Annotated in this window: 12 protein-coding genes; 8 read left to right on the forward strand and 4 right to left on the reverse strand. The window is 75.1% G+C overall.

What is annotated here, in order from left to right; translation table 11 throughout:
• Window positions 1-522: 522 nt before the first annotated feature.
• A complete protein-coding gene (locus tag ACFC2L_RS04625; RefSeq protein WP_336722006.1) occupies window positions 523-1155 on the reverse strand; it encodes a MarC family protein in 633 nt (210 codons plus the stop codon).
• A gap of 7 nt (window positions 1156-1162) precedes the next feature.
• Window positions 1163-2002, reverse strand: coding sequence for a PHP domain-containing protein (locus ACFC2L_RS04630; protein WP_375823123.1), 840 nt, complete (start codon window positions 2000-2002; stop codon window positions 1163-1165).
• 118 nt (window positions 2003-2120) lie between these two features.
• Here ACFC2L_RS04630 and ACFC2L_RS04635 point away from each other — a divergent pair, with 118 nt between their 5' ends.
• Both ACFC2L_RS04635 and ACFC2L_RS04640 read left to right on the forward strand, forming a co-directional pair.
• Window positions 2121-3023, forward strand: a complete 903-nt coding sequence (locus tag ACFC2L_RS04635) for an alpha/beta fold hydrolase (RefSeq protein ID WP_375823124.1) — start codon at window positions 2121-2123, stop codon at window positions 3021-3023.
• Window positions 3020-4660 (forward strand): aminopeptidase P family protein, encoded by a 1641-nt coding sequence (locus ACFC2L_RS04640; protein WP_375823125.1) that lies wholly within the window; start codon window positions 3020-3022, stop codon window positions 4658-4660. Before ACFC2L_RS04635 ends, ACFC2L_RS04640 begins: the two co-directional genes overlap by 4 nt.
• Before the next feature lie 19 nt (window positions 4661-4679).
• Here ACFC2L_RS04640 and ACFC2L_RS04645 read toward each other — a convergent pair whose 3' ends face one another.
• Window positions 4680-5462 carry a general stress protein gene (locus ACFC2L_RS04645; protein ID WP_375823126.1) on the reverse strand — a complete coding sequence of 261 codons (783 nt, stop codon included), beginning with the start codon at window positions 5460-5462 and terminating at the stop codon, window positions 4680-4682.
• Between the two features lie 133 nt (window positions 5463-5595).
• Between ACFC2L_RS04645 and ACFC2L_RS04650 the strand changes: the two genes are divergently transcribed.
• Complete coding sequence (locus ACFC2L_RS04650) at window positions 5596-6936, forward strand: magnesium transporter MgtE N-terminal domain-containing protein (protein WP_375823127.1); 1341 nt, start codon at window positions 5596-5598, stop codon at window positions 6934-6936.
• Window positions 6929-7438, forward strand: coding sequence for a DUF1003 domain-containing protein (locus ACFC2L_RS04655; protein WP_253050923.1), 510 nt, complete (start codon window positions 6929-6931; stop codon window positions 7436-7438). Before ACFC2L_RS04650 ends, ACFC2L_RS04655 begins: the two co-directional genes overlap by 8 nt.
• A 76-nt stretch (window positions 7439-7514) precedes the next feature.
• Here the strand turns inward: ACFC2L_RS04655 and ACFC2L_RS04660 are convergent, their stop codons facing one another.
• Window positions 7515-8312, reverse strand: coding sequence for a maleylpyruvate isomerase N-terminal domain-containing protein (locus ACFC2L_RS04660; RefSeq protein WP_375823128.1), 798 nt, complete (start codon window positions 8310-8312; stop codon window positions 7515-7517).
• A gap of 109 nt (window positions 8313-8421) precedes the next feature.
• Between ACFC2L_RS04660 and ACFC2L_RS04665 the strand changes: the two genes are divergently transcribed.
• The 4 genes from ACFC2L_RS04665 (at window position 8422) to ACFC2L_RS04680 (ending at window position 13127) form a co-directional block, all read left to right on the forward strand.
• Complete coding sequence (locus ACFC2L_RS04665; protein WP_375823129.1) at window positions 8422-9570, forward strand: Mrp/NBP35 family ATP-binding protein; 1149 nt, start codon at window positions 8422-8424, stop codon at window positions 9568-9570.
• A 445-nt stretch (window positions 9571-10015) separates the two neighbouring features.
• Window positions 10016-11035 (forward strand): secretion protein HlyD, encoded by a 1020-nt coding sequence (locus ACFC2L_RS04670; RefSeq protein WP_375823130.1) that lies wholly within the window; start codon window positions 10016-10018, stop codon window positions 11033-11035.
• Window positions 11032-11919, forward strand: a complete 888-nt coding sequence (locus tag ACFC2L_RS04675; protein WP_375823131.1) for an ABC transporter ATP-binding protein — start codon at window positions 11032-11034, stop codon at window positions 11917-11919. The genes ACFC2L_RS04670 and ACFC2L_RS04675 overlap by 4 nt, the downstream gene beginning before the upstream one ends.
• Window positions 11916-13127, forward strand: a complete 1212-nt coding sequence (locus ACFC2L_RS04680) for an ABC transporter permease (protein WP_375823132.1) — start codon at window positions 11916-11918, stop codon at window positions 13125-13127. Before ACFC2L_RS04675 ends, ACFC2L_RS04680 begins: the two co-directional genes overlap by 4 nt.
• Window positions 13128-13181 lie beyond the last annotated feature (54 nt).

The raw sequence follows: 13181 nt of genomic DNA on the forward strand, positions 1-13181 counted from the left end.
TCGCGCGGTACGGGGTCTCTCGTACGGGGATTGACCAGCACGCGCCGCTGGGAGGACCTTGCGCGAGACCGCTCCTCGACGACGAAAGCGAGACCCACCATGGCCCCCACCACCCCACGACGCCGACGGCTGAGCAGGCTGCTCGCGCTCGTCGCCTCGGGTCTCGTCGTCGAGCACGAAGGGCGCGGCGTCCGAGACCTCGACCGACGCCGGGAGGGGGACGAGCCCGAGGTTCTGGACGGTGGCCGTCGTGGCGGGCGGGGAGGTGCAGCCGGCGAGGCTCGCACATCCACCCGCCGCGACCAGGATGACGGCAGCGATCCTGCGCCGCGCCGAGCGTCCGGCCGTGCCTGCCCGTGGATTCATGAGGACCCCTGCCGAACTCGTCGCGCGAACGGCCTCGTCCACGCCGCTGCCGACCCTAGCGCGCCGCCGACGGCGACCGCGAAGCCTCTCGACAGCGCGGCGCCAGCCCGGGGAGCACCTCGCGCGCCGCGGCAGGGCTCGCGGGCCGGCGCGGCCTCAGGCGGCCTGGACGAACTGCGTGACGGCGTCGGCCACGAGCTGGACCGCGATGGCGGCGAGCAGCAGACCGGCGATGCGCGTCACGAGGATGGTCCCGGAGTCGCCGAGCACGCGGTTGATGACGTTCGCGAAGCGCATGGAGAGCCAGAGGCACACGTGCACCGCGACGACGCCCGCGACGATCGCGACCCACTCCGCGACGCCGCCCCCGCGCTCCCCCGCGCGCTGCACGAAGACCATGGTCGCGACGATCGCGCCGGGGCCGGCGAGGAGCGGCGTGCCGAGGGGCACGAGCGCGACGTTGACACCCTTGTTGCCCGACGGCTGCGGTTCCTCCATCTTGCCCGTGAGCAGCTCCATCGCGACGAGGAGCAGCAGCAGGCCGCCCGCGGTCTGCAGCGCGGGCAGCGAGATGTGCATGTAGCTGAGGATCTGCTGGCCGAACGCCGCGAACGCGACGATCACGCCGAACGCGACGAGGATCGCGGTGCGCGCCGCCTGGTTGCGCTGCTTGGCACCCATCGCGCTCGTCAGGCCCAGGAACACCGGCACGGTGCCGGGCGGGTCCATGATGACGAACAGGGTGACGAAGACCTCCGTGAAGAGCCGGACGTCGAAGACCTCGCTCATCGTCCGATCATCGGATCACGTCCAACTGTCCCAGCTCCTCGATCTGCTCCAGCACGGTCGGTGCTGTCGTGTTCTCCCCGAGCCGGTTCGGTTTGCCGGCCCCGTGGTAGTCGCTCGACCCGGTGACGAACAGGCCCAGGGTGCGGGCCAGGTCCTCGAGCCGTGCGCGCTGACGCTCGTCGTGGTCGCGGTGGAACACCTCGAGCCCGGCGAGCCCCGCCGCGGTCATCTCCTCGATCACCGCGTCGGACACGACGCGGCCTCGGCCGTCCGCGCCCGGGTGGGCGAAGACGGGCACACCCCCCGCGGCACGGATCCCCCGCACGGCCGCGACGGCGTCGGGCGCGTAGTGGGGCACGTAGTACGGGGTGTCGGTGGCGAGGATCGTCGCGAACGCCGCCGAGCGGTCGGGCGAGAGCCCTGCGGCGACGAGCGCGTCCGCGATGTGCGGCCGCCCGATCGTCGTGCCCTCGACGGTCTGCGCGAGCACATCATCCCACGTGATCGGGTAGTCCTCGGCGATCAGGTCGACCATCCTCCGCGCCCGGCTCGTGCGCGCGTCGCGCGTGCGGTCGAGCTCCGCGAGGAGCGCCGCGTGCGCCGGGTCGTGCAGGTAGGAGAGCAGGTGCACGCTGATGCCGCCCGAGCGGGCCGAGATCTCCGCGCCGCGCACGAGCACGACGCCGTGGCGCAGCGCGGCGTCCGTCGCCTGCGCCCAGCCGGCGGTCGTGTCGTGGTCCGTGAGCGCGACGACGTCGAGCCCGGCCGCGGCCGCGGCCTCGACGACCTCTCCCGGCGCGTCCGTGCCGTCCGACGCGGTCGAGTGGGTGTGGAGGTCGATGCGCACGGGACCCAGGATAGTGACGGGACACCCGGTCGGCGGCACGGGACCCGCACACGATGTCCACACGGGGCGCCGCCCCTCCCCACGGCCGTCCCAGGCTGGGGTGCCACAGTCGGGAGCGATGACCCCCACGACGCACGCCCCCGCCCCCTCCCCCGTCGCCCTCCGCACCCCGCCCGGCCACCGCACCGACGCGTCCGCCGACGGCTCGGAGCGCCAGCCCGCCGTCGTCTTCGTGCACGGCATGCGCACGTCCGGCGCGATCTGGGACCGCCAGGTGGCGCACGTGCGCGCGCTGGGGCACGACGCCGTCGCCGTGGACCTGCCCGCGCACGGCGTCCGCGCGCACGAGCGGTTCACGCTCGACCGGTCCTTCGAGGTGATCGACGAGGCCGCCGCCGCGTTCGGCCCCGGCCGCCGGGTCGTCCTGGTCGGGCTCTCGCTCGGCGGCTACACGTCGCTCGCCTGGGCGGCCCGCCGCCCGGCGAACCTCGCGGGGGTGGTCGCCGCGGCGTGCACGTCCGACCCCAAGGGCAAGCCCGTCGCGCTCTACCGCGACGTCGCGCGCCTCGTCGTGGCGGGCGGGGGCGCCGTCGGGCGCGGAGCCCGCTGGGCGGCGCGCACGAGCGCGAGCGCATGGGGCACGATCGCCCGGGGCGGGCGCTCGCTCCCGGGCGGCGCGGCGTCGTCGTACGCGCTCGCCGGCCCGGCCGACGCGGGCACGCGGCCCCCGGCCGCGCCGGGCTGGCACGTCGTCACCGACGCGCTGACCCAGCTCGCGGGCCGCTCGTGGCTCGCCCACGTGCGCGACGTCGACGTGCCGGTCTGGCTCGTCAACGGCGCCCGCGACCACATGCGCCTCGACGAGCAGCGCTACCTCGCGGCCGCCGCGGACGCCGCGCTCGTCGTCGTGCCGCGCGCCGGCCACGACGTCAACAGCGAGGCCCCCGAGGCCTTCAACCGCGTGCTCGGGCGCGCGCTCGCGGACTTCGGCCGCGTGCGCGGTGCGAGACTGGGGGCATGACCGACGCCACCCCCGTCACGCCCGAGCCCACGTCCGAGACGCCCGACCAGACCCCCGAGAACGCCGGCGACGGCCAGGACCTGGCCGCGCGCGGCAGCAACCGCTCCCAGCGCCCCGACTCCGACGCGTTCAAGGCCTTCATCACGAGCGGCTGGGCGCCGCGCGCGGAGCTCGACGTCGAGCCCCTGCCCGCCGCTCCCTTCACCGTCGCGCGCCGCGCCGCGCTGTCCTCCCGGTTCCCGGGCGTGCGCCTCGTGGTGCCCGCCGGTCCGCTGAAGACGCGCTCGAACGACACCGACTACCGGTTCCGCCCGCACTCGGCGTTCGCGCACCTGACGGGCTACGGCACCGACCAGGAGCCCGACGCCGTCCTCGTCCTGCACCCGGTCGAGCCCGGCACCGGCGACGGCGGCTCCGGCCATCACGCGGTGCTGTACGTGCGCCCGCTCGCCGCGCGCGACACGGAGGAGTTCTACGCCGACTCGCGCTACGGCGAGTTCTGGGTGGGCGCGCGCCCGTCGCTCGACGACGTCGCCACCGCGACGGGCGTCGAGGCACGGCACGTCGACGAGCTGCGCGACGCGCTCGCCAAGGACGTCGGCCCGGGCGGGGTGACGCTGCTCGTCGTCGCGGGCGCCGACGAGGCGGTGGAGGCGCTCGTGGAGGCGATCCGCGCCGAGGCCGGGGTCGACGACGTCGAGGCGGCCGCTGCCGACCAGCAGCTCTCGGAGGCCGAGTGGCTCGCCCGCGCGGAGGCCGCCTACCGGCGCACGGACGCCGCGCTCGTCGAGGCCGTCTCCGAGCTGCGGCTCGTCAAGGACGCGCACGAGGTCGAGCAGATGCGCGAGGCCGTCGCGGCGACGATCGCGGGCTTCGAGGAGGTCGTGCGGAACCTTCCGCGCGCGGTCGAGCACCGCCGCGGCGAGCGCGTCATCGAGACCACGTTCGACGCGCACGCGCGCCTCGAGGGCAACACTGTCGGCTACGAGACGATCGCCGCGGCGGGCGAGCACGCGACGACGCTGCACTGGATCCGCAACGACGGCGTCGTGCGCACCGGCGAGCTCGTGCTGCTCGACGCGGGCGTCGAGGTCGACTCGCTCTACACGGCGGACGTCACGCGCACGCTGCCCGTGGACGGCGAGTACACCGACGTCCAGCGTCGCGTCTACCAGGCGGTGCTCGACGCCGCGGACGCCGCGTTTGCCGTCGCCGTGCCGGGCGCGCGCTTCCGCGACGTGCACGCCGCCGCCATGGAGGTCGTCGCCGCGCGCCTGGAGGAGTGGGGGCTGCTCCCCGTGAGCGCGGCCGAGTCGCTCTCGCCCGAGGGCCAGCAGCACCGCCGCTGGATGGTGCACGGCACGAGCCACCACCTCGGCCTGGACGTGCACGACTGCGCGCAGGCGCGCCGCGAGCTCTACCTGGACGGGATCCTGGAGCCCGGCATGGTCTTCACGATCGAGCCCGGCCTGTACTTCAAGGCGGACGACCTGGCGGTCCCGGAGGAGTACCGCGGGATCGGCGTCCGCATCGAGGACGACGTGCTCGTGACCGCCGACGGCAACGAGAACCTCTCGGCCGCGCTCCCCCGCCGCCCCGAGGACGTCGAGGCCTGGATGGCGCGACTGCGCGGCTGAGTCGCGGCCGCCCTCGCCGTCAGGCGGGACGCTCGGGCTGGTCCGGCTGCTGCGCGCCGGGGGCGGGCTGCGCGTCGGGCTGCGCGTCGGCCGGCTGGTCCGACGTCGGGCGCATGGCGCCGTAGCGCGGCTCCCCCGTCGGCGTGGTCCAGCGGGGGTCGGGCGTCCGGGCGGGCGGCGCGACCGGGGGCGTGGGCGCGGGGGCGGCGCCCGACGGCGGCTCGGGCGCCGGGGCGGTCGGCGTGGGAGCGGCGGGGGGCGGGGTCGCCCCGGGCGTGCCCCACGTCGGGTTCGCCGGGGCGGCCGGCGCGCGGACCCCGCCCGCGCCCTCCGGCATCCGCGCCAGGAGCTGGCGCGCGTCGCCCGCGCGCTCGGGCGCGCAGAGGATCCCGTACGACGAGGCGACGATCTGGCTCTGCGACGTGAAGTCCCGCTTGCCCTGGGTGAGCGCGTACGACAGCACGGAGAAGAGCAGGCCGAACCCGGCGCCGATCGCGATGGCCGTGAGGACGAAGCCGCCCTGCCCGGAGAACATGAACAGCAGCAGGCCGACGAAGAGCCCGAACCACGCGCCGGACGCCGCTCCCGCGATCGCGACGCGCCCGTACGTGAGCCGGCCCGTCACGCGCTCGACCATCTTGAGGTCCGTGCCGACGATCGTCACGAGCTCGACCGCGAACTTGTTGTCGGAGAGGAAGTCGACCGCCTTCTGCGCCTCGAGGTAGGTCGCGTACGACGCGATCTCCTCACCACGGGGCGGGGTGGGGACACGGGGGACGGCACCCGGGCGTGACATGCTCATTCGCCCAGTCTGTCCTACTCGTGCGGACCGCGCGAGGGCCGCGTCCCCGCGCGTCCGCCGTTCCGTGCCGCCGGGCGACGCCACAGGTCGGAAGGAACGCGCGGCGACCGGGGCGCGTGCGTAGGCTGGCCGCGTGAGCGCAGCCACCACCGTCTTCGTCGCGCGCCTGGCCGGGACCAGCGTGTTCGACCCCATCGGCGACCAGGTCGGACGGGTGCGGGACGTCGTCGTGCTCATCCGCCCCAAGGGCGCACCCCGCGCCGTGGGCCTCGTCGTCGAGGTCCCCGGCAGGCGCCGGGTCTTCCTCCCTCTCACGCGCGTCACGAGCATCGACGCGGGCCAGGTCATCTCGACGGGCCTGGTGAACATGCGGCGGTTCGAGCAGCGCGCGATGGAGACGCTCGCCGTCGGCGAGCTCCTGGAGCGCACGGTCGAGCTCGTCGACGGGTCGGGCTCGGCGACGATCGAGGACCTCGCGATCGAGCGGCAGCGCACCGGCGACTGGCTCGTCACCAAGCTGTACGTGCGGCGCCGCGCGCAGCACAAGGGCACGCTCGGCCTGCGCCGGCGGGGCGACGCGATCGTCGTGGACGTGGGGGCGGTCACCGGCCTGGCGGGCAGCACGGAGGCGCAGGGCGCGGCCATGCTCCTGGCCGCCTACGACGACCTCAAGCCCGCCGACCTCGCGGACGTCATCCACGACCTGGGCGACACGCGCCGGCTCGAGGTCGCGGGCGCGCTCGACAACGAGCGCCTCGCCGACGTCCTGGAGGAGCTGCCCGAGGACGACCAGGTCGCGATCCTCTCCGGCCTCGACACCGACCGCGCCGCCGACGTCCTGGAGGCGATGCAGCCCGACGACGCGGCCGACCTGCTGCACGAGCTCCCCGAGGCGCAGGCGGCCCAGCTCCTCGAGCTCATGGAGCCGGAGGAGGCTCGCGACGTGCGACGCCTCCTCGCCTACGCGGAGGACACGGCGGGCGGCCTCATGACCTCCGAGCCGGTCGTGCTCGGCCCGGAGACGACCATCGCCACCGCGCTCGCGCAGATCCGGCGCAAGGACCTCGCCCCCGCGCTCGCGTCGATGGTGTTCGTCGCACGCCCCCCGCTCGAGACGCCGACGGGCCGGTTCCTCGGGGTCGCGCACTTCCAGCGGCTGCTGCGCGAGCCCCCGCACGCCGCCGTCGGCTCGGTGCTCGACTCCGACGTCGAGGGCGTCGCGCCCGACGCCCCGCTCGGGCGCGTCACGCGCATCCTCGCGACCTACGACCTCCTGTGCGTCCCCGTGCTCGACGCGGAGAAGCGCCTGCTCGGCGCGATCAGCGTCGACGACGTGCTCGACCACATGCTGCCGGACGACTGGCGCGAGAGCGACGACGACGTGGACACGGAGCACGCGCGCGCCGCGCTCGCGCCCGGGTCTCTGCCGCGCCCCGCGGCCCGTGGCGGCGCGACGGGGGTGACCCGTGGCTGACCGCCTCGACACGCCGAAGAGCGCGCGCCGCTCCCTCATCCCGCGGGTCAAGGTCGACCAGGACGCGGTCGGGCGCGCGACCGAGGGCATCGCCCGGTTCCTCGGCACGCCCCGGTTCCTCGTCTACCTCACCGTGTTCTGCGCGGTGTGGATCATCTGGAACTCGTGGGGCCCGGAGGGCCTGCGGTTCGACTCCGCGGAGTTCGGGTTCACCGCGCTCACCCTCATGCTCTCGCTCCAGGCGTCGTACGCCGCGCCGCTCATCCTGCTCGCGCAGAACCGCCAGGACGACCGCGACCGCGTCACCGCCGAGCAGGACCGGCAGCGCGCGGAGCGCAACCTCGCCGACACCGAGTACCTCGCGCGCGAGATGGCCGCCCTGCGCATCGCGCTGAGCGAGGTGGCGACGCGCGACTTCGTCCGCTCGGAGATCCGCAACCTGCTGGAGGAGCTGGAGGAGAAGTCGGCGCGCCAGCCCGACGACGAACCCTCCGACCGCTGACGCGAGATCGACCCGCCCGTCGCCAGATCGACCTCCCGAGGGTCGATCTCGGCCGCTCGGGTCGATCTCGGAGCCGTTACTGCGTGCCCTCGGCCGCGATGCGGCGCAGTCGCTCGGCGAGCGCCGGGTCGCCCTCGACGGTCAGGCCGTCGGCCGGGCCGCGGCCCCACAGCCACAGGTCGAGCGCCCACGCGGGGCCGGAGACCTGCGTCGTGGTCGAGCCCGGCAGGTCGACGAGCTGGGCGACGTCGAGGTCGTACGCGGTGCCGGACTCCGGTCCCGTCCCGGTGAAGCGACCGAAGGCGAGCTCCCAGCTCCGGGGCCGCTCCCCGAACCCGTCCACGACGACCGACACCGTCGCGCCGTCGGGCGTGAACACGCCCCAGCCGGGCACGCCGTCGACCATGACCGACAGCACCTCGTCCACGCCGTCCACCGCGACGTCCGGGTCGGCGGGGGTCACGTCGCGTCCGGCCGTGAGCTCGGCGTCGGCCCGGTGGATCAGCGCCTCGTGCGCCTGCCTGCGCACGACCCAGCCGACGTGCCGCCCGTCGTCGTGCCACGACCAGCACGGCTCGTCGGGGTCGCGACCCGTGAGGGCGGCGACGAGCCGGCTCGTCGAGCGCTGCAGCAGCGCGGGCAGCTCCGCGTCCGACGACGGCCGCGCGAGCGGGGTGACGTCGTCGCCGTCGAGGCCGTGCCCGGGGGACGGCCCGACGACGCGCGCCCAGAAGTCCTGCACCTCCGCGAGGTGGTAGAGCAGGTCCGCGCCGGTCCACTCGGGGCACGACGGCACGCGCGCGTCCGGGGGCGCGCTGCGCACGGCGTCGCCGAACAGCTCGCTGTCCCGTGCGAGGGAGGCCAGGGCGTCCATCCGTGCACCGTAGACCCGTTCGACGCACCACGGCGTGCGATGCGCCTCACGCCCGTGCCGGGACCTAGGTCCCGGCGGACCGCGCCGCGGGCGCGCCTACGATGGGTCCATGCCCGACCCTGTTGCAGACCCGCTCGAGCACGCCGTCCGGCAGGCCCTCACCACGGTCCTCGACCCGGAGATCCGCCGCCCCGTCACGGACCTCGGCATGATCCGCTCGGTCGCGGTCGCGCCCGGTGCGCCGGGCGCGGTCGTGACGGTGGGCGTGGACCTCACGGTCGCGACGTGCCCCATGCGCGACACCCTCTCGCGCGACGTCGCCGCCGCGGTCCGCGCGGTCGACGGCGTCGCGGACGTGCACGTGGACCTGGGCGTCATGAGCGCGGAGCAGCGCGCGGAGCTGCGCACGATGCTGCGCGGCGGCGTGGGCGAGCCCGAGATCCCCTTCGCGAAGCCGGGGTCGCTGACCAAGGTCTACGCGATCGCGTCCGGCAAGGGCGGCGTGGGCAAATCGTCCGTCACGGCGAACCTCGCGGTCGCGCTCGCGGCGCAGGGCCTGGAGGTCGGCGTCGTCGACGCGGACATCTACGGGTTCTCGATCCCGCGCATGCTGGGCGTCGACCGGCAGCCCACGCGGGTCGACAACATGCTCCTGCCGCCGATCGCGCACGGCGTGAAGGTCGTCTCGATCGGCATGTTCGTCCCGCCCGGCCAGCCGGTCGTGTGGCGGGGACCCATGCTGCACCGCGCGCTCCAGCAGTTCCTCGCGGACGTCTTCTGGGGCGACCTCGACGTGCTGCTGCTCGACCTGCCGCCCGGGACGGGCGACATCGCGATCTCCGTGGCGCAGCTCCTGCCGGGCAGCGAGATCGTCGTGGTCACGACGCCGCAGGTCGCGGCCGCCGAGGTCGCGGAGCGCGCGGGGTCGGTCGCCACGCAGACGCAGCAGGGCGTGGTCGGCGTCGTCGAGAACATGTCGTGGCTCGAGCAGCCCGACGGGTCGCGCCTGGAGGTCTTCGGCTCCGGCGGGGGCGAGCGCGTCGCGGCGAACCTGTCCCGCGCCACGGGGACCGACGTCCCGCTCCTGGGCCAGGTCCCGCTCGACGTGTCGCTGCGCGAGGCGGGCGACGGCGGCACCCCCGTGGTCCTCGCCGACCCCGGTTCGCCCGCGGCCGTCGCGCTGCACGACGTCGCGCTCGGGCTCGCGCGGAGGCCGCGCGGCCTCGCGGGACGCTCGCTCGGGGTCACGGTCGTCTGACGCCTCCCAGCCGGGGCCCCGGGCGCCGCGTGCCGGGGCGTCCGACCGGGGCGCCCGGGGCCGTGCCGGGCACCCGCCACGTCCTCCCGCAGGACCCCTGTCTTTTCTCCGCGCCACGGTATAGTCTCGCCCGCATCTCGTCAGGGGGACGGCCGTCGGGCCGGTGAGGGGGATCATTCCGTGGCGTCGTCGCCGCTCTGCCCTGCCCTCATACGCCTCGACACGCCCTCGTGCACTCCCGGTCGCCCTCTCAGGGCACGCTTCGCCCGTTACCGGGCGGTGACCTCCGGGTGGAGAGATCGCGACGGAACTCCTCCCCAGGGATGACGACACCCCCGTTCCGCACGCCCTAGCCTCGGGCCGGGCGTCCACGCCGCCCGCCGCCAGCAGCACCCGCTCGCCGACCGTCACCGTCGTCCCGCCACCGTCGCCCAGGAGCCCGCACGTGGGTATCACCCGCCGGATCGTCTTCCCCGCCCTCCGCATCGTCGTCTGGGGGGTCATCGCCGCCGCGCTCGCCGTGATCGCCTTCCGGTCGGCGCCCGAGCCACCCGCCGACCCGGCCGCGCCCTCCGCGGAGCTCGTCGAGCCGCGCGTCGCCGTGACCACGGGCGACGTCACCAACACCGTCACCCTGACCGGGCAGATCGTCGCCGACCCGGCCGCGCCGCAGAAGGTCACGCAGCGCGGCGTCGTGACGGCGGTGCACGCCAAGCCCGGCGACGTCGTCGAGGCCGGTGCGCCCCTGCTCGAGGTGACACTCACGGAGCCGCAGGAGCCGGTGACGAAGACCGACCCCGAGACCGGCGAGGTCACGGTCACCGAGCGTCGGCCGAAGGTGACGAAGGAGACCGTGACGGCCACCACCGCCGGCACGGTCGCCACGTTCACGGCCCTGAAGGACCAGGAGGTCGCCGTCGGTGAGGACTTCGCGTCGGTCTCCCCCGGGACGCTCTCCGTCACGGGCAGCATGGTCGCCGAGCAGCAGTTCCGCCTGCTCCAGATCCCGACCGAGGCGACGGTCACCGTCACCGGGGGGCCCGCGCCGTTCACCTGCACGAACCTGCGCATGGGCACCGCCGCGGCTCCCGCCGGGACGCCCGAGGAGGGCGCGAGCGACCCCGCCGCGGGTACGACCTCGGCGAGCGTCACGTGCGCCGTCCCGGGCGACGTCACCGTCTTCGCCGGGCTCGCCGCCGAGCTCGAGATCACCGCCGGCTCGGTCGAGGGCGCCCTCGTCGTGCCCGTGACGGCGGTGCTCGGCCGGGTCGAGCAGGGCAAGGTGTGGGTCGTCGGCACCGACGGCGAGCCCGAGGAGCGCGCGGTCACGCTCGGCATCACCGACGGCAGCGTCGTCCAGGTCACCGAGGGCCTCGCCGAGGGCGACGAGGTCCTGGAGTTCGTGCCCGGCCAGGACGTCGTGCCGGTCCTCGACCCGATGACCGGCGAGGTGATCGGGGGATGAGCCTCCTGGAGCTGCGCGGGGTCGCCCGCTCCGTCCTCCTCCCCGACGACCGCGAGCTGGAGATCCTGCGCGGCATCGACCTGACCGTCGACGCCGGCGAGCACGTCTCGATCGTCGGGCGGTCGGGCACCGGCAAGTCCACCCTGCTCAACATCCTCGGGCTCCTCGACACCCCGACCGGCGGCGAGTACCTGCTCGACGGCGTCCCCATCGGCCGGCTCTCCGGACGCGCCCGGGCGCGTCGCCGCGGGACGGACTTCGGGTTCGTCTTCCAGCAGTTCAACCTCCTCCAGGGCCGCACGGCGCTCGAGAACGTCGTCGCCCCGCTGCTGTACGCGCGCGGCCGGCAGTTCTGGCAGCGCAGGACGCTGGCCGCGGAGATGCTCGACCGCGTCGGCCTCGGCGACCGCCTCGACACCCGCCCGGAGAAGCTCTCGGGCGGCGAGCAGCAGCGCGTCGCCATCGCCCGCGCGCTCGTGCGCGTGCCCCGCGTGATCCTCGCCGACGAGCCCACGGGCGCGCTCGACGTCGACACGGGCAGCGAGGTGATGGACCTGCTCGACACGATCGCGCGCGAGAACGGGTCGGCCCTCATCGCCATCACGCACGACCTCGCGGTCGCGTCGCGCGCAGCCCGCCAGTTCCGGCTCGCCGACGGCGTGCTCACCCCGATCGCCATCAGCGCGCGCAGCGCCGGGTCGCTCGCGGCGCTCGACGCCCCGGGCGCGCGCCCCGGGACCGAGGACGCCGCAGGCCCCTACGGGCCCGGGGCGGACGGCGTCGCCGCGCCCGCGCTGGAGGCCGGCGACGACCAGGCGGAGCACGTCGCCCGCCCGCTGGTCGCCTCGCGCGGCTCCGTCCCGCGGGCAGGGGACGCGGCGTGACCGGGGTCGTCGGCGCCGTCCTCGAGGCGTGGGACGAGCTGCGGGTCCACAAGGTCCGCGTCCTGCTCGCGCTCGTCGGCGTCGCGGTCGCGGTCTGCGCGATCACGGCGATCTCCGCGGCCGGCGAGATGCTGCGCCAGGTCTCCGCCGAGCAGAACGACCGCTGGGGCGGTCGCGCCGCCACCCTCCAGGTGTCGGCCTGGCCGACCGGCGAGGGCGGGAGCGTCATGCCCGCGCCCGAGGAGTACGAGCGGGTGTTCGACGAGGTCGTCGAGCGCTACGCGATCGGCTACTCGTCGATGCTGCGCGACGCGCCCGCGCCCGTCCGCTTCCCCGACGGCACGCGCGAGGTGTACACGACCGGCGTCGAGGCCGACTGGGCCACGATGCACCGCTTCGAGGTGACGTCGGGCCGGTGGTTCACCGATGCCGACGCCGACCGCCTCGCGCCCGCGCTCGTCGTCAACCAGGCGTTCCTCGACGCGCTCGGCGGTGTGACCGTGGCCGAGCACCCGACCGTCACGATCGGGGGCGACAACCCGGTGGTCGCGACCGTCGTCGGGGCGTTCCCCGACGACTGGCCGCAGGCCGAACCGCAGGCCTACGTCCTCGTGGACGCCCAGTCGGCCTGGGTCACCCCGGAGTCCCTGGAGATGACCGGCCCGCCACGGCTCGAGCTGTGGGTCCCCGACGAGCTCGCCGACGGGCTCGTCGAGGCGATCCAGCGCGACGTCGCCGGGGCTCTCAGCGGCACGCAGGCCGAGGTCTACCGGTCGGACTCGGCGAGCTACGGCGTCGTCGACGGCGCGATCCGCTGGGTCGTGCTCGGCGTCAGCGTGATCGCGCTCCTGCTCGGCGGCCTCGGCCTCGTCAACATCGCGCTCGTCACCGTGCGGTACCGGATCCGCGAGATCGGGATCCGCCGCAGCTTCGGGGCGAGCTCGGGCCGCGTCTTCTTCTCCGTGATGATGGAGAGCGTCGTCGCGACGACCGTCGCGGGAGTGCTGGGCGTGACCGTCGCGGTCGTCGCGCTGCACAACCTCCCGCTCGACGCGCTCATGGGCTCGGCCGTCCAGGACGCCCCCGGCTTCCCGTTCTCCGCCGCGGTGACCGGGATGCTCGCCGCCGTCGGGATCGGCGCGCTCGCGGGCCTCCTCCCGGCGCTCGTCGCCGTCCGCGTCAAGGTGATCGACGCGATCCGCTACTGACCGACCGTCACGACGACGTCCGTCGTGCTCGACCGCTCCGCCCACAGCCAGGAA

Source organism: Cellulosimicrobium sp. NPDC055967 (assembly GCF_042269845.1).
In the GTDB taxonomy this organism is placed as follows: domain Bacteria; phylum Actinomycetota; class Actinomycetes; order Actinomycetales; family Cellulomonadaceae; genus Cellulosimicrobium.

What these genes read in the sequence shown, in the direction of transcription:
- ACFC2L_RS04625 (WP_336722006.1), bottom strand. Translation starts at nt 1,155, where the DNA reads ATGAGCGAGGTCTTCGACGTCCGGCTCTTCACGGAGGTCTTCGTCACC.
- ACFC2L_RS04635 (WP_375823124.1), top strand. Translation starts at nt 2,121, where the DNA reads ATGACCCCCACGACGCACGCCCCCGCCCCCTCCCCCGTCGCCCTCCGC.
- ACFC2L_RS04640 (WP_375823125.1), top strand. Translation starts at nt 3,020, where the DNA reads ATGACCGACGCCACCCCCGTCACGCCCGAGCCCACGTCCGAGACGCCC.
- ACFC2L_RS04645 (WP_375823126.1), bottom strand. Translation starts at nt 5,462, where the DNA reads ATGAGCATGTCACGCCCGGGTGCCGTCCCCCGTGTCCCCACCCCGCCC.
- ACFC2L_RS04660 (WP_375823128.1), bottom strand. Translation starts at nt 8,312, where the DNA reads ATGGACGCCCTGGCCTCCCTCGCACGGGACAGCGAGCTGTTCGGCGAC.
- ACFC2L_RS04665 (WP_375823129.1), top strand. Translation starts at nt 8,422, where the DNA reads ATGCCCGACCCTGTTGCAGACCCGCTCGAGCACGCCGTCCGGCAGGCC.
- ACFC2L_RS04675 (WP_375823131.1), top strand. Translation starts at nt 11,032, where the DNA reads ATGAGCCTCCTGGAGCTGCGCGGGGTCGCCCGCTCCGTCCTCCTCCCC.